The organism is Pseudalkalibacillus decolorationis, from assembly GCF_024609785.1.
GTDB lineage: Bacteria > Bacillota > Bacilli > Bacillales > Fictibacillaceae > Pseudalkalibacillus > Pseudalkalibacillus decolorationis.
Map to the genome: position 1 here is coordinate 273,730 of NZ_JANHJQ010000001.1, position 23,684 is coordinate 297,413.

Annotated in this window: 19 protein-coding genes; 1 reads left to right on the forward strand and 18 read right to left on the reverse strand. The window is 40.0% G+C overall.

Annotated features, from left to right (window positions below; translation table 11 throughout):
• Positions 1-555: 555 nt before the first annotated feature.
• The 9 genes from ysxE to hemA all read right to left on the reverse strand — a co-directional run bounded on the left by ysxE (position 556) and on the right by hemA (position 10,068).
• Positions 556-1,557: a spore coat protein YsxE gene (gene ysxE, locus NON16_RS01360; RefSeq protein ID WP_257346346.1), complete on the reverse strand. Its 1,002-nt coding sequence runs from the start codon at positions 1,555-1,557 to the stop codon at positions 556-558.
• Positions 1,554-2,468: a hypothetical protein gene (locus tag NON16_RS01365; protein WP_257346349.1), complete on the reverse strand. Its 915-nt coding sequence runs from the start codon at positions 2,466-2,468 to the stop codon at positions 1,554-1,556. The genes ysxE and NON16_RS01365 overlap by 4 nt, the downstream gene beginning before the upstream one ends.
• Before the next feature lie 12 nt (positions 2,469-2,480).
• A complete protein-coding gene (spoVID, locus tag NON16_RS01370; RefSeq protein WP_257346352.1) occupies positions 2,481-3,590 on the reverse strand; it encodes a stage VI sporulation protein D in 1,110 nt (369 codons plus the stop codon).
• Positions 3,591-3,756: 166 nt separating this feature from the next.
• Positions 3,757-5,058, reverse strand: a complete 1,302-nt coding sequence (gene hemL, locus NON16_RS01375; protein ID WP_257346354.1) for a glutamate-1-semialdehyde 2,1-aminomutase — start codon at positions 5,056-5,058, stop codon at positions 3,757-3,759.
• A 12-nt stretch (positions 5,059-5,070) separates the two neighbouring features.
• Positions 5,071-6,054 (reverse strand): porphobilinogen synthase, encoded by a 984-nt coding sequence (gene hemB, locus NON16_RS01380; RefSeq protein ID WP_257346357.1) that lies wholly within the window; start codon positions 6,052-6,054, stop codon positions 5,071-5,073.
• The gene (locus tag NON16_RS01385; protein WP_257346360.1) at positions 6,051-6,845 is read right to left on the reverse strand and encodes a uroporphyrinogen-III synthase; all 795 of its coding nucleotides are present in this window, start codon (positions 6,843-6,845) and stop codon (positions 6,051-6,053) included. Before NON16_RS01385 ends, hemB begins: the two co-directional genes overlap by 4 nt.
• The gene (gene hemC / locus NON16_RS01390; protein WP_257346362.1) at positions 6,842-7,780 is read right to left on the reverse strand and encodes a hydroxymethylbilane synthase; all 939 of its coding nucleotides are present in this window, start codon (positions 7,778-7,780) and stop codon (positions 6,842-6,844) included. The genes NON16_RS01385 and hemC overlap by 4 nt, the downstream gene beginning before the upstream one ends.
• Before the next feature lie 59 nt (positions 7,781-7,839).
• Positions 7,840-8,670 carry a cytochrome C assembly family protein gene (locus NON16_RS01395; protein ID WP_257346365.1) on the reverse strand — a complete coding sequence of 277 codons (831 nt, stop codon included), beginning with the start codon at positions 8,668-8,670 and terminating at the stop codon, positions 7,840-7,842.
• A gap of 27 nt (positions 8,671-8,697) precedes the next feature.
• Positions 8,698-10,068 carry a glutamyl-tRNA reductase gene (hemA, locus tag NON16_RS01400; protein ID WP_257346367.1) on the reverse strand — a complete coding sequence of 457 codons (1,371 nt, stop codon included), beginning with the start codon at positions 10,066-10,068 and terminating at the stop codon, positions 8,698-8,700.
• 265 nt (positions 10,069-10,333) lie between these two features.
• On the opposite strand from hemA, the gene NON16_RS01405 reads away from it, so the two are divergent.
• Entirely contained in the window at positions 10,334-10,798 is a 465-nt protein-coding gene (locus NON16_RS01405; RefSeq protein ID WP_257346370.1) for a LiaI-LiaF-like domain-containing protein, read from the forward strand.
• Between the two features lie 309 nt (positions 10,799-11,107).
• Here the strand turns inward: NON16_RS01405 and NON16_RS01410 are convergent, their stop codons facing one another.
• From NON16_RS01410 to clpX, 9 genes are all read right to left on the reverse strand, one after another.
• A complete protein-coding gene (locus NON16_RS01410) occupies positions 11,108-11,848 on the reverse strand; it encodes an amino acid ABC transporter ATP-binding protein (protein WP_308216564.1) in 741 nt (246 codons plus the stop codon).
• 15 nt (positions 11,849-11,863) lie between these two features.
• On the reverse strand, positions 11,864-12,526 hold the full coding sequence (locus NON16_RS01415; protein ID WP_257346373.1) for an amino acid ABC transporter permease: 663 nt from the start codon (positions 12,524-12,526) through the stop codon (positions 11,864-11,866).
• Positions 12,527-12,683: 157 nt separating this feature from the next.
• Positions 12,684-13,490 (reverse strand): transporter substrate-binding domain-containing protein, encoded by an 807-nt coding sequence (locus NON16_RS01420; protein ID WP_257346375.1) that lies wholly within the window; start codon positions 13,488-13,490, stop codon positions 12,684-12,686.
• 146 nt (positions 13,491-13,636) lie between these two features.
• The gene (gene yihA / locus NON16_RS01425) at positions 13,637-14,218 is read right to left on the reverse strand and encodes a ribosome biogenesis GTP-binding protein YihA/YsxC (protein WP_257346378.1); all 582 of its coding nucleotides are present in this window, start codon (positions 14,216-14,218) and stop codon (positions 13,637-13,639) included.
• Complete coding sequence (gene lon, locus NON16_RS01430; RefSeq protein WP_257346381.1) at positions 14,215-16,539, reverse strand: endopeptidase La; 2,325 nt, start codon at positions 16,537-16,539, stop codon at positions 14,215-14,217. The genes yihA and lon overlap by 4 nt, the downstream gene beginning before the upstream one ends.
• Positions 16,540-16,838: 299 nt before the next feature.
• Entirely contained in the window at positions 16,839-18,506 is a 1,668-nt protein-coding gene (gene lonB / locus NON16_RS01435; protein ID WP_257346384.1) for an ATP-dependent protease LonB, read from the reverse strand.
• Positions 18,507-18,725: 219 nt separating this feature from the next.
• Positions 18,726-20,588 (reverse strand): hypothetical protein, encoded by a 1,863-nt coding sequence (locus NON16_RS01440; RefSeq protein WP_257346387.1) that lies wholly within the window; start codon positions 20,586-20,588, stop codon positions 18,726-18,728.
• Positions 20,589-20,665: 77 nt separating this feature from the next.
• Positions 20,666-21,877, reverse strand: a complete 1,212-nt coding sequence (locus NON16_RS01445; RefSeq protein ID WP_257346390.1) for a hypothetical protein — start codon at positions 21,875-21,877, stop codon at positions 20,666-20,668.
• Between the two features lie 186 nt (positions 21,878-22,063).
• Complete coding sequence (gene clpX / locus NON16_RS01450; protein WP_257346393.1) at positions 22,064-23,341, reverse strand: ATP-dependent protease ATP-binding subunit ClpX; 1,278 nt, start codon at positions 23,339-23,341, stop codon at positions 22,064-22,066.
• Between the last annotated feature and the right edge of the window lie 343 nt (positions 23,342-23,684).

Here is a 23,684-nt window from a genome sequence, read left to right on the forward strand (position 1 = left end):
TAAGAAGATGTTCATCCTCCTATTTGTCACGCACTATAAGTAATATCAGTTTACAGTTAGAATTGTCTCATAGTCAATAGGCTAACCACATTTTTTCTAATTTAAACAAAAATGGGCACCTATTCTGCCTATTCACATATTGTAAAATAAGTACGTATTTCATATGAAATTCTTAATATGCAAACAACCTCGAATGGAGAGGAAAATATAATGATGCGAAGAAGACGGAATTTTAACACATATCGTTTTTTTCATCATTTACGTCAATTTCGCAGTATATGCGAGCAATTTGTACTACCTTTACTGATATTCCAGGTAATAAGAACCCTGCTGTTCCCCTCAGGATTCGATATTGCTCTTGTACTTATCTTGCTTACCCTATACCTAACCATCTACTACGAGGTGTGGTAAATACCGCAATTTAAATCTGGCTACCCATAGGCGATCACCTAAGTTACGCTGATATTTCAGGGACTGACTTAAAAATAGTTGGTACGCAATTTCAGCAATATGTAGTTTCCGGGCACACTTATAAAAATGGGCTAACTGTGAAAGTTAGCCCATTTCGGTTATTGGTTGGAGGAGCTGGTTGGCAAAGCTGTCAAGTGTTCTCATCACGTTTAATTTACGATCAAGCCTTCGTACAAGTTCCAATTGTGAAAGTTCATGCGTTCCTTGATACGTTTGGATCGTAGAGAACACCGGTTCCGGAAACTTTAAATAGCTTGCAAGCAATAACTTTTCTTCTGGCAGTAACGGAAGATGTCGTTCATATTGCCCAAGCCACTCTAGGGCAGCCTGTTCGCTCCATTCTGGATAATGTGCGGCGGCCCTATAGAAATACGCTAAGTCACGGACAGGCGTGTCAAGAATCGTTTTCTCGAAATTAATAAAGTTTCCTTCTCCAAGTTGATCGAGAACAATGTGTCCACGGAATGGCCTACCATGACACAAAACACTTCGATACCGCTTTTCCTCTTCACAGCCTTGATACCATCCAACCACGTGTTGCTTCGCATCCTCCGCCATCCTCATTAATCTGTGGAATTGGGACAGGTAACGAAGCTCGAAAGGTGAGATGTAGGTTTGACGCTCGGACATTTCAGTAAATCGCTCCATCTCGAGCTGCCTTTCTTCAAAACGACGGACAAGAGCACCATACGAGTCTTTGACAACTTCTTCTGAAAATGATTGCGCTTTTACAGTGTTAGAATGTATTTTACCAAGCTCATCTATCATAAAATCCTCATACTGAAAACTTGTTCGAGCATCATTCTCCAACCATTTTGTTAAGTAGTAAAAATGATATCCATTGAATACATAAGGATCTCCATATTTGGTCGGTACAATCGGCACAACCCGATTATACCCAATCTCCCCAAGCCTCTCCATGCAATGTAAAAACCAAGTCATTTGTTCCTGATCCATTTTTGCTTCTTTTAACGCGTATGAACCCCGGCTGGTAGTGATTTTTTGAACTTGGCCATACGACTCTATCTTTTCAGGAAAAAGATCATAATAATATAAAATTACTCCGTCGACAGATGCCGCATTCATCTAACCACCTTCTTTGCAAGATGCTCACTCCAGGTACAAACATCTTCTACAAGTTTCCGGTTCATTTCCCATTCTTGTTCAAAGCGATCAAGGATATGTTCTGATTGATCCAATTCAGAACTTTCCAGCCGTTTTACACACCGTTGTACTTCTCTTGGAGCAATCAGCTCTGCAATTATAAGCTGATCATAGCCCCCCATTAAGTTAAACCGTTCATGAATCTGATCCAGTAATGTATGAATTGATTTCGTATCGGTCGCACTATACCAATCTGCCAAAAAACGTCCCACACCCTGTAATCCACTTTCAGGAGCAGAATTTCCTCCCTGCCAAAACAAGGACCCGTGAACCCTCTTCCCCTGAGTCGTTAACAATGAAGGTTCTAATAATGGCTTTGGTATATGGTGTAATCGCTCATAAACTTCTGTAACCTTTTTAAGACGACGTTTTGCTTCCGGTAAGCTATTTCGGACAACAGAAAGGGTAGAACCCAAATGTCTTAGATCAGTCACATCATCCAAAATAGTTAGTGTAGAAGATTCACGCTTCCCCCCTTGAAATTGTGACCGCTCCAACCCGAATTCAAGCAGTTCACCAATAAACCTTCCCCATATATGTTCGTTATTACGTTTTGGAAAAGGTTCAGAATGATAATCATGAAGTGTAAGAAATCCATCATCAATAGGAACAAACCATGCACCATCACTTGTACGGTGCATGCGATCTGTCAATACGAAGTCCGTTTCAATATGATTTCTCCAGGCATGATGCCAGTTCATCAGTCCTTCATCCGTCCAAAAACGAACTTGCTTAACCCCACAATCTGATTCCAATAATTCATTGGATTGTTTCCATCTTATTGGTGCAACCGTATAATGCTTTCCAATGAGCTCAATAACATCCATGCTCATAGCCCCACCAACCTAACGTGAAGCTGAGACTGGGATGTATAGGATTTGTCCTTCTTCTATTTCTTCACTCTCCAACCGATTCATTCGCATTAACTGGCTAGTAGCAACGTCATACTTCCCTGCAATCTTATCTAAGGAATCTCCTTCTTGAATGATACACATCTTTAATTTGGTCAATGCTTCCTCTTCCCTCGTAAGCATCTTTGTTAAATAAAGGGCATTTTCTTCACGTGGTGGCTTATGACTGGAATCTTCTTCCACCAAATCAATTGCTTCTTGCTCTTCCTGCTCTTCATAAACGTCTGATTCCCGATCTTCATCGTAATCATAATAATCATATTCCTCTTCATTATTCATCTCGTAATTGTATTCCTCACCATTATATTCAGCTTCTTCATGCTCCTGCTCATAGAATTCGTTTACTGATTGTTCTTCAGAATCATTCCTAGAGTATTTTTTTGATGAATCATACGAATAAGATGGTTCGGACCGGCTTACAAACTCTACTGAAGGCTGGCGGTTTTCCACTTTCGGTTCTTCATTTTCGTTGTTATCAGCAAAAAAGTCCGGCCCCCGTCGCGACTCGAATTCTAATATCGGAAACGGATTATTCACTTCTTCTGAAAAGCTAGAATCATCCTCCTGCATATTCTGGTAATCATCGACCGGACTGGCTTCAGATGGTTGACTTTCATAAATTCCAGAGATCGAAACAGAAGCTGACACCTCTATACATGTGGGTGTTGGCAGTTCATAATCAAAGTTGTCTACAGTAACATATAGATCATCCATATTTGGGACGCGATCTTTAGGAATCGTAATGTCTACTGGGAAAAGGTGTTCTAATTGGGCATCCTCTGTTTCATTGGAAAGCTCTGAAAATGATCGGTATGTCAATTGATTATCAGGTCCATCTGATTGATCTTCATTTAAACTCGCAACAGCACGGAATTCACCAGTCAGGTATAAGTTCCCTGTTATGCAAACTTGATCACCCCGTTCCTCAACCGACACATCAGGGTTGAGTGTCACCGAAAAGAGTTCATCTACCTCCTGTCCTTTCTTTAACCATACAGACTCCTCTATTGAAAAATTCAAGCTTGACTGTTCACGTTCTGTCAATGCAGGGTCCCCCTCTCATTGCGTTTATTCCTGTACAATACAGATGTATGTCTCAACACCAAAATTATACCTAAAAAGAACTGTAGTACCTCTAAAAGAAAGGGGCTGACTTAAAAAGTTCATTACCGAACCTCTTAAGTCAGCCCAAATAAAACGATTTGTGGCGCTATAAAATTTTCGCAACTTCTTTTAACGCTCGATCACTTGCTTCAATCGTCTTTTCAATATCTTCATCTGAGTGTTTTGTTGATAAGAACAATCCTTCAAACTGGGAAGGTGGTACAGAAATACCTTGTTGAACCATGGCTTTAAAATAGGTTGTAAAGGCTTTTAGATTTGATGAGCTAGCACATTCAAAATTCAGTACTTGTTGATCCGTAAAGAAAAATCCAACCATCGATCCGGCACGATTAATGTGGTGCGGAATTTGGTTTCTCCTTGCAGCTTCAGAAAGTCCTTCTTCGAGACGAGACGCCTTTTTTACAAACTCTTCATAGGATTTCTCGGTTAGCTGTCGTAATGTTTCATACCCAGCAACCATCGCTAATGGGTTTCCAGAAAGTGTGCCTGCTTGATAAATCGGTCCGCTTGGTGCAACTTGTTTCATAATCTCTTTTTTTCCACCGTAAGCACCGACAGGTAATCCGCCACCAATGACTTTTCCTAGACAAGTCAAATCTGGAGTAACTCCAAAATATCCTTGTGCACAATTGTATCCGACACGAAAGCCTGTCATAACCTCATCAAAAATAAGTATTGTCCCATGGTCCTCAGTAATTTCACGTAAAAATTCTAGAAAACCAGGCTGAGGAGGAACGACGCCCATATTTCCTGCCACGGGTTCAACTATTAATCCAGCAATGTCATCCCCATACTGTTCAAATGCATATTGAACACTCTCTCGGTCATTATAAGGAACCGTGATTGTGTTTTGGGCAACCGATTCAGGAACTCCTGGACTATCAGGTAATCCAAGCGTTGCTACGCCTGATCCAGCTTTTATCAAAAGGGAATCACTATGTCCGTGATAGCAGCCTTCGAACTTAATAATTTTGTTTCTACCCGTATAGCCCCTTGCTAAACGAAGTGCACTCATCGTTGCTTCTGTCCCGGAATTGACCATTCGAACTACGTCAATAGAAGGAACACGTTCGATTACGAGTTTAGCAAGCTTAGTCTCCATCTCATGTGGTGCACCAAAGCTTGTCCCAAATTCTACTGTTTTCTTTAGCGACTCAATAACCTGATCATCCGCATGTCCGAGGATAAGTGGACCCCAACTAAGCACATAGTCGATATACTCATTATCATCGAGATCATAAATTTTCGAGCCTTTTCCCCTCTTCATATATATCGGATCCATATCGACCGATTTAAAAGCTCTAACCGGGCTGTTAACACCACCAGGCATTAGCGGAATAGCTTCATTAAACGCTTCTTTGGATTTTTTAAATATTCGCTCTGACATCGAATCACCTTCCTATTGTTTGTCTTCGTCAATCCATTTTGCTGCATCCTTTGAAAAGTATGTGATAATCAAATCAGCACCCGCTCGTTTCATACCAATTAACTTTTCAAGCACGACCGCTTTTTCATCAATCCAGCCGTTTTGACTTGCAGCTTTAATCATTGAATACTCACCACTAACATTATAAGCGACAAGTGGCAATGGGAAACGATCCTTTAATTCTCTCAGAATATCTAGGTAGGCAAGTGCTGGCTTTACCATGAGAAAATCAGCACCTTCCTCGTAGTCTGATTGTGCTTCACGAATGGCTTCTAAGCGGTTCGAAGGATCCATTTGATACGTTTTTCGATCACCGAACTGTGGTGTGCTTTGTGCCGCATCACGAAATGGACCATAAAATGCGGAAGCGTACTTCACTGCATAGGACATAATCGGCGTGTCCACAAAACCAGCTTCGTCAAGTCCACCGCGAATTGCTGCCACAAATCCGTCCATCATATTTGAAGGGGCGATGATATCTGCTCCAGCCCTCGCTTGTGAAACGGCCGTTTTGGCCAGTAGCTCCAACGATTCATCATTCAATACATTGCCATCCTGAATGACTCCGCAATGACCATGATCAGTATATTGGCAAAGGCATGTATCAGCAATGATAGTTAATTGCGGATAATGTTTCTTAATAAATGAGATCCCTTGTTGAACCACACCATCCTTCTCGTATGCCGATGTGCCTTTATCATCCTTATGTGCAGGAACACCAAATACAATTACAGACTGGAGACCGAGTCCAACAATTTCATCCATTTCAGCTTTAAGAAGATCAAGAGAGTAATGAAATACTCCTGGCATAGAGCTTACTTCTTGCTTCACACCTGTTCCCTCTACAATAAAAAGTGGATAGATTAAATCTTCTTTTCTTAAGAACGTCTCTCTAAGCATTGCACGCATACTGTCTGTTTTTCTCAATCTGCGATGTCTTTGAAATTCACTGCTCATTTTATTTCCTCCTCCAGTTTCTTCTTCACAATTGCATCAACCAGACCATCAATCGTGTATTCATTTGCAATCATGTGTGCTTGAAAACCATATGTTTCGAGTGTACGAGCTGTAATGGGCCCGATACAAGCAAATTGGACACTTGAACTTTCTAGTAGCTTGGTTCCCACAAGCTCAAAGAAAAAGTGAACGGTTGAAGAGCTTGAAAATGTGATAATGTTAATTCGATCATTTTTAAGTAAATTGATTATCTTACTCTTATGGGTTGCATCAGGCACAGTTTCATAGATAACAAAGGAGTCAATCTGTTTATTATCTTCGATGAGACCAGATCGAATGGTGTCACGAGCGAGATTACCATGAGGGAATAATACTCTTTCCCCTTCTTGTAAAACAACACTAAACTCTTCGACAAACCGCTCAGCTACATATTCAGTAGGTGAAAAGTGGACAGGCAATCCATATTGGTGCAGAAGGCTTTCCGTCTTCTTTCCGATTGCGGCAATTTTGTGCTTTTTGATATCCTCAACTTGGTATCTTAACCGTTCGAGTATTATTAGAAAAAATTCAACCGCATTTTGACTCGTAAACATAATCCATTCATATTCATCTAGCTGGTTCAATGCCCGCTTAATTCCTCGTATTTTTGAAGGCATTCGGAACGTTAATAATGGAGTTGAAACTGCTGTGCCGCCACGAGTTTCGATTGCTTGTATGAAAGGAAGAGCCTGAGTTTCAGATCTTGTAACAAGTACCGTTTGACCTAAAAGCGGCTTTTCCGAAAAGCTCATGACTGATCCAACTCCTCTTTTACACGGTCAAGAATCTCCTTCGCTCCGCGATCCTTTAAAATGTTAGCTAACTTTATGCCCATTTGTTCAGAATCTTTACCTTGCAATGTATCCTTAAGAATAGTTGTGCCATCCGGCATTCCTACAAAACCAGTTAACCTAATGTCACGAGACGTTTCATCACGTTCTGCAAGTGCACCAATCGGAACCTGACAGCCACCTTCAAGGGTTCGTAAAAATGCTCGTTCAGCACGAACTGTTTCAAACGTTTCCTCGCAATTAATTTTATCAAGCCACAATTTTAACTCTTCATCATTTTCTCTGCATTCTATGGCTAATGAACCTTGGCCGACAGCTGGTATACAAAGATCTTGTTCTAAGTATTGGGTAACCACACTTTCTGACCATCCCATACGCTTTAACCCCGCTGCTGCAAGGATAATTGCATCAAATTCCTCATTTTCCAATTTCGAGAGACGTGTATCTATATTTCCGCGAATCGGCTTTATTGTAATGTCTTTTCGATGAGCTAGAAGCTGTGCGCCACGACGCAGGCTACTGGTACCAACAATAGCCCCTGACGGTAACTCAGCAAAATTCTGATGTCCTTTTGAAATTAGCGCATCTCTATAATCTTCACGTTCCGGTGTACAAGCTAGCTCAAGGTCATCTGGCAGTATTGAAGGCATATCCTTCATACTATGTACCGCAAAATCAATTTCTTTATCCAGCATGGCTTGTTCAATCTCTTTGACAAATAGACCTTTTCCACCGACTTTAGAAAGGGTCACATCCAGAATGCGATCTCCTTTCGTAACGATTTCCTTAATTTCAAAATCAAATGGTGCACCGGACTTTTTAAGCTGATCAATGACCCAGCGTGTTTGTGTCAGTGCTAGCTTGCTTCTACGGGATCCAATTATCACTTTTCGCATAAAATATGCCTCCAAACGTCCTTCTTTGTTTTAAACTTATCTTTTCGTTAATACTCCCATTACTGATACCAAAGGTGAAACTCCGTAAGTGTAGCCGCTAGAAAATAGTTAATCAGAATAACCAATAAACCAGCAATATTCCAGTATGCAAGCTGTCTTCCGTGCGCCCCTTTTGCTACTTTTAAATATAAATAGCAACTGTACACAATTATAACTAGAAATGAACTGATTACTTTTGCATCCCACCATATCGCTGGGTAAAGTCCGATGTTATATCCATAAATCAGCCCTAAAATAAGACTTAATAGGATCATAGGTACCCCGATCATATTTAGAAGGAATGGCAGAGATTCTAGCTTAGTTAAACTATCGAACCTCCACAGCAACTTACCTACTTTCTTTTGCTTAAGCATGTTGTATTGAACAAGATACATAATCGAAAGAATGCTTGAGAGCGTAAACGCACCGTATGCGCTGAAAGCCATTGTGATGTGGATAATGGCAAGCTCATTAATCAATTGGTCTGATATACCTGATGGAACTTGATCATTTGGGGAAAACCAACTAACCGTCATGAGTATGAATCCGATAATATTTGTAAAAAAGACAAAAAAGTCCACTCGAAAAAACCAATTAATTAGCAGTGAGAGGGTTACGAGAATCCATGAATAAAAAAATAACCCCTCCGTAGGTGTTAAGATCGGAAAACGATTGTTTTCAAAAACTCTTATGAATAAAACAAACAACTGTAAAACCCAGACAATAGAAAGCAACCAGAAGGCGATACGGTTTGCCTTCCGGTTGTTTTGTAAAAAGTCGATAAAATATCCAAGCACACTGAGTGCGTATAAAATTACTGTTAAATCATATATCCATCTAATACTACCCACATTGCAACTCCTCTCTCGGGAGTAAAGCTAGGTTGTGACCGGTGATGTATCCGGTGTATATGTCTCTTCCTTAGCAATTTCATCTGTTTGAGCAGATTTGACTCGGCGTTCTGCATCTAATACTCTTTCTACTTCTTCATTAATTCCGAATAGTTGGATGAAAAGATCGAGATTCTTCTCTGCATTTGGTTCCGCTGCAAGCTCTTTAACACGAGTAATCGGGTCACGTAACAATTGATTAACGATACTCTTCGTATGCTTACTCAACATCTTACGTTCTCGGTCCGATAGCTCAGGCATCTTACGTTCAATGCTCGTCATCGTTTCAGATTGTATGGAGAGTGCTTTTTGGCGAAGTGCTGTTATTAACGGAACAACGCCAAGTGTGTTCACCCAGTTTAAGAAATCAAGAAGTTCTTCTTCAATAAGGACGCGTATTTTGACAGCTTCTTTCTCACGCTCCGCCAAGTTTGCTTCAACAATCCCTTCTAAATCATCAATATCATATAAAAACACACTCTCGAGATCCTGTAAATCCGGCGATAAATCGCGCGGAACAGCGATATCTACCATAAACAATGGTTTACCATTTCTTTTTCTTAAAACGGGTGCAACGGAAGACTTTGTCATTACATAATCGTTAGAGCCGGTAGAACTAATAACGATATCGGCTTTTTGTAAAGATTGATTCAAATCGTCCATAGAACCTGCTTGTCCACCAAAACGATCGGCAAGTTCTTGAGCCTTCGTGAACGTACGATTCAATACAGTAATGTTTTCGACACCATTACTGTGAAGGTGTCGAGCAGTGAGCTCTCCCATCTTGCCTGCTCCAAGGATTAATACCCGTTTCCCCTTTAGTCCTCCAAAGATTTTCTTGGCAAGTTCAACCGCAGCATAACTAACGGATACCGCATTTTCGCCAATATCAGTTTCAGAGTGAGAACGCTTGGCCAAAGTGATCGCCTTTTTAAAAAGTTCATTAAACACCGTGCCAGTCGTCGTCATTTGCTGAGCCTTGAAGAAGCTAGAGCGTACTTGCCCTAGTATTTGGGTTTCTCCTAAAATCATCGAATCTAGACCACAAGCTACTTTAAATAAATGTTCAACAGCATCTTCTCGTTCTTGTATAGTAAGGTATGGTGTTAATAAATCTTTCTCTAATGAAAACCACTCGGCTAAAAATGCTTTTATATAATATCGTCCAGTGTGTAATTGATCAGCAACTGCATAAATTTCTGTACGGTTACACGTTGATACGATCACACACTCAAGTATACTTTTCGTTTGTCGAAGCTTTATAAGAGCCGCTTCCAATTCTTCAGGTTGAAAAGATACCTTTTCTCGAATTTCTACTGGGGCAGTTTTATGGTTGAGTCCAACTTTTATGATATGCATCGTTCGTCACCCCCTTTAATCGGTATGTATATCGTAAAATCCACTAGTATTATAACACGCATTATATAACTAGGATCAAAAAAATGTGAACAGTATATGAAAGTCATGATAAGATATGGATTAGCTATTACTCTAAGCATTCCCGAATATCCAAAATTTAGTATAGGTATTCAAATACATTTCAATACCAACCTTAATGTATCAAATTTCTCATAATTTCGCAAAACTTCAACACTAAACACGATTGTTCGATAAGGAGGAACAAATGAAACAAGTGAAATTTCCGGGTGTACTTCTAATCGGTTTAGGGGTTTATTTTTTATCTAAGCAGTGGACGGTTCCATTTATTGGTGAGATTGAGCTTTTACCAGCATTATTATTAATAATAGGGGTAGCCTTTCTCGTTCAAGGAAGCGATCCACAAGCATTATTTTCAGGGATTGTTATCTGTGGACTGGCTTTGCACTTTTACGCTCGGACCCAACTGACATTTTGGCCGGAAAAGTGGGCCGTTTATACACTAATCATCGGTATTGCATTCCTCGCACAATATAAGAAATCAAAACAAAGAGGACTATGGGTAGGCGGAATTCTAACACTTCTCTCGATATTCGCACTCTTTTCTACTGGATCTATCGGAATTATGGGAGAAATACTAATTTACTCTGAAAAGTTTTGGCCCGCCGTATTATTCATACTAGGGATTTATATGGTTATGAAACGAAATTAATTACTTCTTAGATTTTAAAGAAAAGCGGAAGCGCCCTGTTCAGGTACGATAAAGAAAACTAGGTCAGCGCCAAGCATAGCGAAGGCGATTGCCTAAGTTGCGCTTATGCTTGCGAGTGCAAGCGCTGGAGATTCTGCAACATAACACGCTTTTTGTGTTTGTGGAAGAATTGAAGCGACCTCGAACACCTGGGCGCTGAAGCTAGACATTGCATCTATGCAGCAAAACTTTATACTTTCTTACTTACAAAAAAGAGCCTGGTTTTCTCCATTAAAGGAGAAAATCAGGCTCTTGTAAATTTCTTGATTTCTACAGTATAGAGCCTAAGAAATCTTGTGTGCGCTTTTCTTGAGGATTATCAAAAAGGTCCTGTGGATGTCCACGTTCAACGATCCTGCCGTCATGCATGTAAACTACCCAATCAGCAACCTCTCTCGCAAACCCCATTTCATGTGTGACGACAACCATCGTCATCCCTTCCTTAGCCAATTCCTTCATCGTAGATAATACTTCTCCGACAAGCTCGGGGTCCAGTGCAGATGTTGGTTCATCGAAAAGCATAATATCAGGCTTCATTGCAAGTGCACGTGCGATCGCAACCCGCTGTTTTTGCCCTCCAGATAGCTTGGATGGATACACATTTGCCTTATCCGCAAGACCCACCTTAGCTAAGAGTTCCTTACCTTCTTTTATGGCTTGCGCTTTTTTTACCCCCTTCACCATCATCGGAGCTTCGACTACATTTCCTAATACCGTTTTGTGTGGAAACAAGTTAAAGTGCTGGAACACCATTCCCACTCTTTGACGCACTTTGTTCAAATCTTCCTTTTTAGGGTCAATTTCTTCGTCCTCAAGTATAACTTTTCCACTGCTTTTAATTTCGAGGAAGTTCAAACAACGCAGCAATGTACTTTTTCCTGAGCCACTGGCACCAATCAGTACAACTACATCGTTTTCTAAAACCTTCATGTCGATATCTTTCAATACATGTAAATCTCCAAAACTCTTATTGAGCATTTCAGTTTTAATCATTTCACGCTTTTCACTCAAGACTGTTCACTCCCCTTAGTCACTCACCGACATTCTCTTCTCAATCATGTTCACGAGCACTGTTAACAACAATACGAGTACTAAATAGTAGACCCCTACAATCAAGAGGTAAGTCATAATATCAAAATTAGCAGAACCTAGAGTAGTTGCTATATTAAACAATTCTGGCATTCCAATAAACGCTGCTAGTGATGAATCCTTCAACCCAATAATAAATTGGTTCCCTAGTGGGGGAAGCGCTCGACGAAAGGCTTGAGGGAGGATGATCCTTCTCATTGTTAATGTTCTCGTCATTCCAAGGGAACGACCTGCTTCTGATTGCCCTTTGTCCACCGACTGTATTGATCCACGGAAAATCTCTGCTATGTAGGCCCCATTATGAAAAGCAAGACCCCACGTAGCCGCCCAAAATCCAGATATATTTACAATTTCAGTAAGGCCGAAATAGAAAATAAAGATCTGCACAATTAATGGCGTTCCACGGACAATTCCAATGTAAGCATCAGCAATCAAAGATAGCGGTTTACTGCGGGATATTTTTAATAGTGCAAAGAACAGTCCAATTACAATGGCGATGAGTAGGGAGGCTGCTGTTAATTTTAGGGTTAAAAACATAGCCTCTATGAATACATCAAAATACTGAATGAATTTATTAATAACATGGCTAAATCCAGGCAAACGTCTCAACTCCTCTTGAATAAATTGGGCTGACCCAAAAGCAAGGTGTTAGACCATCCAATCTCAGTACAACATCGAAATGATGTATTGATCAGAATGTGCCCTAACCCGAATGAGTCAGCCCCTAACTTTTTTTGTTTGCTCACATATTATGTTCTTACTTCTCTGATGTTGTAATGTCTTCTCCAATCCATTTCTTGCTGAGTTTGGCTAATGTACCGTCTTCTTTAAGCTTCTTCAAGGCTTTATTTACCGCTTTGAGTAGTTCCGGATTATCTTTTGAAATTGCAATCGCTTGTTCACTTTCTCCAAGTCGTTCTTTAGCAACAAGATCAAACCCACTCTCAATGGCTAATGCACCTGTTACAAAATCCGTGATGACTGCATCATTTTTCCCTTCACTTAATGCTTGTAATGCAACTACATCACTGTCAAACGTTTTTATATTATTAGTGTATTCTTTTGCCATTCTTGCATAAGTAGAGCCTTTAGAAACGGCAACCTGTTTACCTTTCAAATCCTCTGCCGTTTCAATTTCACTATCCGGACGAACGAAAATTTGTGGTCCTGAATAATAATATGGTTCAGTAAAGTCAACTTCCTCTAAACGTTTATCTGTAATCGTATGACTTGCTACCGCTGCGTCGAAACGACCACCTTTGACACCTGCAACAATACTTGCAAACTTATATTTTTCTGGTGCTGGCTCGAGTCCGAGCTCTTTTGCAATTGCATTACCTACAGCAATGTCATAACCGACCATTTTAGTTGGATCTTCAGGATCCGGGTAGCTAAACGGTTTGAATTCCCCTGAAGAAGCAAACGTGAATTTTCCATCATCAACAAGATTGTACTCTTTTTCGCTGTCACCACCAGCGTTCTCATCGTCCTCTGACCCTCCACAAGCTGCAAGCAATAGTGAGAATGCCAACAGCATTGTCATCCATAAGCTAAGTTTCTTCATCTCTTTTGACCCTCTCCTTATGTTTGATATTGTTTAGGATAATGCTCCTACTTATTAGTTTCGATATCAACAACAAAAAACCTCCCTGTTATTTAAAACAAGGAGGTTCGTAATTCGATAATTAGGAAAATAGTCCGGAATAGGTTTTAAGTTAAGCTCTCAATTGTTGACCATACTTTCTCTTTTCCAAAGGAGGTTTCCGCAGAAAAAAGAAGTATGGGGCTTTCTTTGTCAATGTTAAGGGTTTCCCTGATTATCTTTACATGTTTCTGATGTTTTCCTCTTGGCACTTTATCAGCTTTCGTTGCAACGACGATAACTGGGATTTCAAAATGAGTCAGCCAATCATACATTAACTGATCCTCTTTTGTTGGTGCATGGCGTACATCAATGAGCAAAATGACAGCTTTTAGCTGGTCCCGTTCCATTATATACGTTTCGATCATACGTCCCCAGGCATCTCTTTCCTTTTTAGACACTTTAGCAAAGCCGTATCCAGGCACATCCACAAAGAACATCTGTTCATTTAAAAGATAGAAGTTAAGCGTCTGTGTTTTCCCCGGTTTTGATGATGTGCGAGCAAGGCTCTTTCTATTTATCATTTTGTTAATAAAAGAGGATTTTCCGACGTTTGAACGACCTGCCAGTGCAACTTCAGGCTTAATGTCTCCCGGATATTGTTCTGGCTTTACCGCACTAATGATAAGTTCTGCTGTTTGGATTTTCATACATCTTCACCTATCAATGCTTCCTTTAATACTTCATCCAGATGTGAGACTGGGATAAAGGTTAAATCACTCTTTACACTTTCTGGGATATCATCTAGATCGGATACGTTTTCTTTAGGAATAATAATCTTCTTAAGGCCTGCACGGTGCGCACTTAATGTTTTTTCCTTAAGTCCACCTATTGGCAATACACGCCCTCGAAGAGTGATTTCACCGGTCATCCCTACTTCTTTCCTCACAGGGCGGTGCGTTAAGGCAGAGATTAATGCTGTTGCCATCGTAATACCAGCTGATGGTCCATCTTTTGGTGTAGCACCTTCAGGTACATGGATATGAATATCATTTTTCTCCAAAAATTCTGGGTCAATGTTTAATTCTTCCGCCCTGGACCGGATATAACTAAATGCAGCCTGTGCGGATTCCTTCATCACATCTCCAAGTTTTCCTGTTAGAAGTAATTTCCCCTTCCCGGGTGCAACTGACACTTCGATGGATAGGGTATCCCCGCCAACCGTTGTATACGCAAGACCGGTTGCCGTTCCAATTTGATCCTCATCCTCAGCTTGACCGTATCGGAATTTTGGCTTTCCTAACAACTCTTCCACCGTTTTGTTCGTAATAATGACTCGCTTTTTCTCACCAGAAACAATCTGCTTTGCCGCTTTTCGGCATAAGGATGCAATAACGCGTTCAAGACTTCGAACCCCAGCCTCGCGTGTGTATCTTCGAATGACTTGTAAAATAGCCTCATCTCGTATTTGGACCTTACCTTTTTCCAAACCGTGAGCTTTTGTCTGCTTCTTCACTAGATATTGCTTAGCTATATGAAGTTTTTCAATTTCTGTATACCCTGCGATTTGGATTAATTCCATACGGTCGAGTAAAGGTCCTGGAATTGTAGACATGTTATTCGCAGTTGTGACAAACATTACTTTGGATAGGTCATAGGGTTCTTCAATATAATGATCACTAAACGTATGATTCTGCTCTGGATCAAGGACTTCTAACAAAGCGGACGCTGGATCCCCTCGAAAATCATTTGACATTTTATCAATTTCATCCAACAAAAACACTGGATTAATCGAACCCGCTTTTTTCATTCCTTGAATTAGGCGGCCAGGCATTGCCCCAACATACGTTCTACGATGACCACGAATTTCTGCTTCATCCCTAACGCCACCAAGGGAAATACGGACAAAGTTCCTTCCAATTGTACGCGCGATCGATCTCGCCAATGACGTTTTCCCTACTCCAGGTGGTCCAACAAGACAAAGAATAGGTCCTTTTAACGAATTGGTTAACTGTTGAACAGCTAAGTATTCAAGAACTCTCTCCTTTACTTTTTCAAGTCCATAATGATCCTCATTCAAAATGGTTTCCGCATGATGAATATCGAGATTATCTTCAGTTTCTTTTGTCCAAGGTAGGTTTAAGAGCCAGTCAATATAATTACGAATAACGGCACTCTCAGCTGAACTCTGAGGCATCTTTTCATATCTTTCTAGTTCTTTTAACGCTGTTTTTTGAACGTTTTCCGGCATATCCGCTTCATTGATCTTTTCACGAAGAGTAGATACTTCTCCTGTTTTCCCTTCTTTATCTCCGAGCTCTTTTTGTATCGCCTTCATTTGTTCACGCAAATAGTATTCTTTTTGCGTTTTCTCCATCGACTTTTTAACTCGTTGACCAATTTTCTGTTCAAGCCCAAGTACTTCTCGCTCATTCTTTAAAATATCAATAATTTCATTCATTCTTTCTTTAATGTCCAAGGTTTCGAGTATTTTTTGCTTTTCTTTAATTTTCAAAGGCAAGTGAGAAGTGACAATATCAGCCAAACGGCCTGGTTCTTCAATATCTTGAACCGAAGCTAATGTTTCAGTTGTCACTTTTTTCGATAGATTTATGTATTGTTCAAACTGCTTAAGCAATGTTCGCATAAGGGCAATTTCTTCTGAATCAGGCTTCGTTCGTTCATTGATCAGCTTGATGTTCACCTCAAGGTATTTCTTTTCAAGAGTAAAACCAGTAATTTCAGCTCGTTGAATCCCTTCTACAAGGACTCTGATTGTACCGTTCGGCAGCTTAAGCATTTGATTAACCTTTACCAACGTCCCCATGGAATATATATCTTCGTCCGTTGGTTCTTCTATGGCCACTTCTTTTTGAGTGGATAAAAAGATATGCTGGTCATCCATCATTACTTGTTCTAAAGCTTGAACTGATTTCTTCCGTCCTACGTCCAGATGAAGAACCATACCTGGGTAAACGAGAAGTCCTCTAAGCGGTAATAACGGGATATCTCTTGACGATGTTTGAGCCATAGAAAACACACCTCCATTATTCTATTTATACTTTTTATCAATCACCTATCTAAACGTGGAAAAAAGGATGACTTTAAGATAGGTCATCTCCTGATTTACACGTTAAGAAAGTATTTAAATACTTTCTATTGTATAAGCGCAGCCAAGGCGACGCCTACGCTCAAATTTAGCACTACCCAAGTTTTTTTCTTTATAAGTATTTCATCTAATCAATTCTACCCGTAAACTATTGGTTTGTCTAATGAGAGGATGTATTATTTATATACAATAAAGTAACTAGTAAGAAGAAGAGCCCCGCCTCAGACAACCTTAGGCGAGGACTCCTGTGCAGCGATATTTTCAACACGGTCTTTATTGAACGTTTCTTTAAACAAGTACTCAAAAACCTCTTCAAGATGTTCAACGTAATGAATGGTGATACCTTCAATTTCTTTAAGAATGGATTGTTGGTTTTCCTTAGGTACAAAAACAACTTCAACACCTGATTGCTTTGCTGCAGTTATCTTTGCAAATACGCCACCTACAGGTTTTACTCTGCCATGTATACTAATTTCGCCTGTCATGGCAACTTTGTTATCAATCTTGATTCCCTTTATAGCAGAAAAAATCGAGGTAGCGATTGCGATTCCTGCTGAAGGCCCGTCAACCGGTGCTCCTCCGGGAAAGTTGATGTGTATATCAAAGCTATTGGACGGAACACCCATACGTCTTAGCACAGTAAGCACATTTTCTACTGAGCTTTTCGCAAGACTTTTTCTACGTACCGACTTCGATTGACTACCTATGCTTTCTTCCTCAACAATTCCAGTGATCATAATCGTTCCTTTTTCTTTTGTCGGTATTACTGTTGCTTCAATCTCAAGAAGGGCACCCGTATTCGGCCCATAGACCGCTAATCCATTAATAAGACCTACTCTCGGCTTAGTATGGACTTTCGAATCTATGCGTGGTGTCAACTGGCTTGAATGTAAAACCCATTCAATATCATATTTTGTAAGGTGACTTCTATCCTCAGTGATCGCCAGTCCAGCAGCAATTTGTATACTGTTAACCGCTTCCCGACCATTCCTGGCATATTTTGAAAGTAGTTGAATTGCGTTTTCCTCAATTGTAAAAGAAATTTTCTCAACAGCACGTTGTGCAATCTTAGTAATATCGTTAGCTGAAAGTTCTTTAAAGAAAATCTCCAAACAACGTGAGCGAATGGCAGGTGGAATCTCATCAGGTGTACGTGTCGTTGCGCCAATTAAACGGAAATCAGCTGGCAACCCGTTTGTGAAAATATCGTGTACATGGTTTGGTATTTGTGTGTTTTCAGCACTGTAGTATGCACTTTCTAAAAATACCTTTCGATCTTCTAACACCTTTAACAATTTGTTCATTTGAATCGGGTGCAATTCCCCAATTTCATCAATGAATAATACGCCTCCATGAGCGTTTGTCACTGCCCCGGGTTTCGGTTGTGGAATCCCAGCTTGCCCCATTGCTCCGGCACCTTGATAAATCGGGTCGTGAACCGAACCGATTAACGGATCTGCAATTCCTCTTTCATCAAATCTTGCTGTTGTTGCATCCAATTCAACGAAAATAGCAGTCGGTCGAAAAGGAGAACGTTTATTTTTCTTTGCTTCCTCAAGTACGATTCTTGCTGCTGCGGTTTTTCCAACACCTGGGGGTCCATAAATAATTACATGCTGCGGATTTGGGCCACACAACGCTGCTTGGAGGGCACGTATCCCTTCAGCTTGACCTATAATTTCATCAAATCTAGACGGTCGGACTTTCTCAGCCAGTGGTTCACTTAAGGATATACTTCGCAACTTTCGAAGTTGATCCATTTCTTTCTTTGACTCTTTATCAATCGAAACCTTTTGCGTCCGTTGGTTTCGTAATAAGTTCCAAAAATAAAGTCCAATAATAATTCCAAAAAACAATTGAATAATCAGAGCAATACTTGTCCAGCTCATATTTTCCCCTCCTGAATGTTCATTATCCACTAGTATCTCCGAGCATGAGTTGGACTAAACGTATGATTTACTTATGATTTCATTTAGGGATAGCCTTATTTACTTATACTATAAAAAGCATTTATCTTTCTTAAAGAGTAAGAAAAGACTGCCGAGATTTTCTCGACAGCCTCTAATGTGCCAATTAACAGCACTTTATTACTATTTGTTTAGTACGATTTACTCTTCATCAATGCTAGACATAGCTGGTGCGAATACATTGAGATTAATAATACTGTCTAGGCTTGTATTGTCTTGGTTGTCTTGATTTTCCAACAAGGTATCCAGCATTACGTCTGCCGACAGTCCCGTATTAATTGAAGAATTTGTACTTTCATTCTCTTCATCTTCAATGTTTGTCATTATTGTTGTCATTACATTCAAGCCAAGGTTACTTTCTAGGTTCGTATCCTCTTGATTGTCTTTATCTTCCAATAATGCTTCAAGAGAGACACCAGCCAAAAGTCCAGTATTAAATGAAGATTCTGTGTTATCATCTTCCGATCCATCGATGGCAGCCATTACATCTGCTCCAAGATCTGCGTCTACTGAAGAATTCGTTTCTTCTCCATCTTCTTCACTTGTCACTTCTAATGCTGCATCTGCATTTACTCCTGCATTGATGTTGGCATTGGATTCAGCGTCTTCATTGCTTTCGCCTTCAACGTTTGCATTTACATCCGCTCCAAGATCTGCGTTTACTGAAGAATTCGTTTCTTCTCCATCTTCTTCACTTGTCGCTTCTAATGCTGCATCTGCATTTACTCCTGCATTGATGTTGGCATTGGATTCAGCGTCTTCACTGCTTTCGCCTTCAACGTTTGCATTTACATCCGTTCCAAGATCTGCATTTACTGAAGAATTCGTTTCTTCTCCATCTTCTTCACTTGTCGCTTCTAATGCTGCATCTGCATTTACTCCTGCATTGATGTTGGCATTGGATTCAGCGTCTTCATTGCTTTCGCCTTCAACGTTTGCATTTACATCCGCTCCAAGATCTCCGTTTACTGAAGAATTCGTTTCTTCTCCATCTTCCTCACTTGTCGCTTCTAATGCTGCATCTGCATTTACTCCTGCATTGATGTTGGCATTGGATTCAGCGTCTTCATTGCTTTCGCCTTCAACGTTTGCATTTACATCCGCTCCAAGATCTGCGTTTACTGAAGAATTCGTTTCTTCTCCATCTTCTTCACTTGTCGCTTCTAATGCTGCATCTGCATTTACTCCTGCATTGATGTTGGCATTGGATTCAGCGTCTTCATTGCTTTCGCCTTCAACGTTTGCATTTACATCCGCTCCAAGATCTGCGTTTACTGAAGAATTCGTATCTTCTCCATCTTCCTCACTTGTCGCTTCTAATGCTGCATCTGCATTTACTCCTGCATTGATGTTGGCATTGGATTCAGCGTCTTCACTGCTTTCGCCTTCAACGTTTGCATTTACATCCGTTCCAAGATCTGCATTTACTGAAGAATTCGTTTCTTCTCCATCTTCTTCACTTGTCGCTTCTAATGCTGCATCTGCATTTACTCCTGCATTGATGTTGGCATTGGATTCAGCGTCTTCACTGCTTTCGCCTTCAACGTTTGCATTTACATCCGTTCCAAGATCTGCATTTACTGAAGAATTCGTTTCTTCTCCATCTTCTTCACTTGTCGCTTCTAATGCTGCATCTGCATTTACATCCGCTCCAAGGTCTGCATTTACTGAAGAATTCGTTTCTTCTCCATCTTCCTCACTTGCTGCTTCTAATGCTGCATCTGCATTTACTCCTGCATTGATGTTGGCATTGGATTCAGCGTCTTCACTGCTTTCGCCTTCAACGTTTGCATTTACTCCTACGTCTGTAGATACATTTGATTCGACTTCTGAACTTTCTTCAGAATCATCGGTCAGTCCAAGAGTACTAGTGAGATTTACTGAAATCCCGGTTTCAACTTCACTATCTGAACTTGAAGCAAATACATCGTTACTTCCAATTAATACACCAAAAGTTGCAACACCAGTTAAAGCTACCGTTTTGAAAAACTTATTTCCATTCATTTTATAAATCGCTCCTTCTTCTTTTTAATGGTTGCTATGACTAAGTTTCATTTACTAATACGTATAAGAAGAAGCGTTTATTTGGGTGGTGGTGCCGGTGGTGCATTCACCCATTGGTCATGGAAGAATCCATTTTCTAATGGGCGTAACATTCCTTTTTCATTACTCGAAGCATCGCTTCCTGTAAGCACTGCTAAAAACCCGGAGGTGTAGCTTGTTGTACTAGTTGAACCGTGTGAACCGGTCGTTCCAGGTCCACTTGCGCTAGGACCTGATGACTTAGTTGGTATTACAGCATTATTTACTGAATCCAGGGGGGAAAGTGGATGATCACCTTTGGATGGAGAATCCGAAACCCCACTTCCAAACGATTCATTACTTCGCTCAATTAGATTTTCACTCATTATATCTTTGGAATCTTGTTCTTCGGCTCTATCTAATAGTTGAGCATTTATTTCTTGCTGCTGTTTGTTCATGACATTTGAATCATTTGCTCGATCAGAAGAATCCCTGGCATCATTCTCATGAGAATCAGATCTCCCATTCTCCACTTCAACCTTTGTCTCTAGACGATCCTTTTGATCCTGTGTATTTGTAGAAGATGGTGTTTCTGTTACGTCTGAATTAACGTCAACATCAATAATATCTGTATGAACAGTTGCAGAGACCCCGTCGTTAATTGAAACATCAATTAACGGGTCATTCTCCACTGATGATGATTGTTCTTGAACAGTGTTGGAGACTGTCTTATTGACTCCTTCGACAGTTTGTTCAACAGTCTTATTTACTGTTGTTCCTACGGTTTTGTCTACTACCCCTATCGTCTTATCCACCGTTTTAACAGTTTCTTCCACTAGTTCAATAGCCTTATCCACTGGCACAACAGTTTTTTCAGCTACTTTAACTGTCTTATCTACTGTTTCAACAGTTTCATCAACAGTCTCAGTTGTCACAGTCGTAACATTTGATACTGTTTCTGTTACCTGACCTACAAGGTTTTTATCAGCAACTTGAACACGTTCCTCACTTTTGCTGCTTGGTTTTTCCTGCTCAGCTTGTGATTCATGGGTTCCTTGATCTTCCTTTGTTTTGTTTTCTGCCGTTTCTTCTACCTTTATTGTACCTTCTACGATTTCAGTCTTTTCTTCTACAGTTTCATTTGCATGTTGAACGGTTTTATCAACTGTAGATGTGACTGAAGACAGCAAGGAGCCATCATTGGCTAGTACAGCGGATGGAACCATGCATGTGATTCCTAGCACAATTAGTTGCATAATACGTAATTTCACCAGTTTTGAGTCACCTCCTTTTTACAAGGATGTATGTTATTTTAATAAATTAAGTCAGCTTCTTCAAGAAGGACGACTTAATTACTAAGCATACGAAACAAACTGGGATTTGGATCATTTTTTCTTTATTTTTTTATGAAATAAAAAAACACCCCGCTAAAATGCGAAGTGTCTTAATTCTATATGTTATGCACTTTCTTTAGGTGTTTCCTTTTTTCCTTCTATCACCGTGCCGTCTTCAAGAACAAGTTGCGGTGAAATCTTTTCTGTGACTGTTTCTTTTGTGATGACACATTTCTTAATATCTTCACGAGATGGCAAGTCAAACATGACATCGAGCATAATTCCTTCAATAATGGAACGTAAACCACGTGCCCCGGTTTTTCTCTCAATTGCTTGTTTTGCAATCTCAACAAGTGCTTCGTCTGCAAACTCTAGTTCAACCCCATCAAGTTGCAATAACTTTTTATATTGCTTTGCAAGCGCATTTTTTGGTTTAGTCAATATTTCTACCAGTGCTTCTTCGTCAAGTGGAGTTAAGCTCGCTGTTACTGGTAGACGTCCAATAAATTCAGGGATTAGTCCAAATCGCAGTAAATCTTCAGGTAACACTTTTGATAAGTATTCACCTTGTCTAAGATCCGCATTTTGGGAGCCTTCTGTACCGAATCCAATTACTTTTTTACCAAGACGGCGTTTAACAATCTGTTCGATACCATCGAATGCTCCTCCACAAATAAAGAGAATATTTGTAGTATCAATCTGAATAAATTCCTGATGTGGATGCTTTCGGCCACCTTGAGGAGGAACACTTGCTACCGTTCCTTCTAAAATTTTAAGTAAGGCTTGTTGCACACCTTCTCCGGAAACATCACGTGTTATTGATGGATTTTCAGATTTACGAGCAACCTTATCGATTTCATCAATGTAAATAATTCCACGTTCAGCCTTTTCTACATCATAATCTGCAGATTGAATTAATTTAAGAAGAATATTTTCCACATCTTCTCCTACATAACCAGCTTCTGTCAGTGATGTAGCATCTGCAATCGCAAATGGTACATTTAGGATACGTGCCAACGTTTGGGCAAGTAAAGTTTTACCACTACCAGTTGGACCGATCATCGCAATGTTACTCTTTGCTAGTTCAACATCATCCGTCTTCTTTGATGCATTGATCCGTTTGTAGTGGTTATAAACAGCAACTGAAAGAGATTTCTTAGCCATATCCTGACCGATTACATAATCATCAAGGATTTGACGAATCTCTTGTGGTTTTGGAACATCCTTAAACTCTACATCTTCTTCTGTTCCAAGTTCTTCTTCTACGATTTCCGTGCACAATTCGATACATTCATCACAAATATATACACCTGGTCCGGCAACCAGTTTTCGTACTTGATCTTGTGTTTTTCCGCAGAAAGAACATTTTAATTGTCCTTTTTCCTCATTAAATTTAAACATTTAATCACCCCTAAAAGTGGTTTGGATGAAGTAGTACTTATAGTCTTTTGCCACAATGGCTATTTTACACATTGAAACTTTTTCAATATGTTGTCTTGCGTCCTAAACAAGCATGCACTTCAATTTAAAAGTTTGGATTATGTATACGATTTTATCACAGAAGATGTTAAAAACAAAAAAATAACACTTTTGTAAAATACGTGTCCAAAGACGAAGTACTTTTTGTGAAAACTTTTTTTGATAAGTGAACGTAGTACATCTTGTTAGGTCATTAAGTTCTTGAATATCTGCATTATATGTATGAAATTAGGTGCCGATAATTATCAGTATAGTCATAATGATG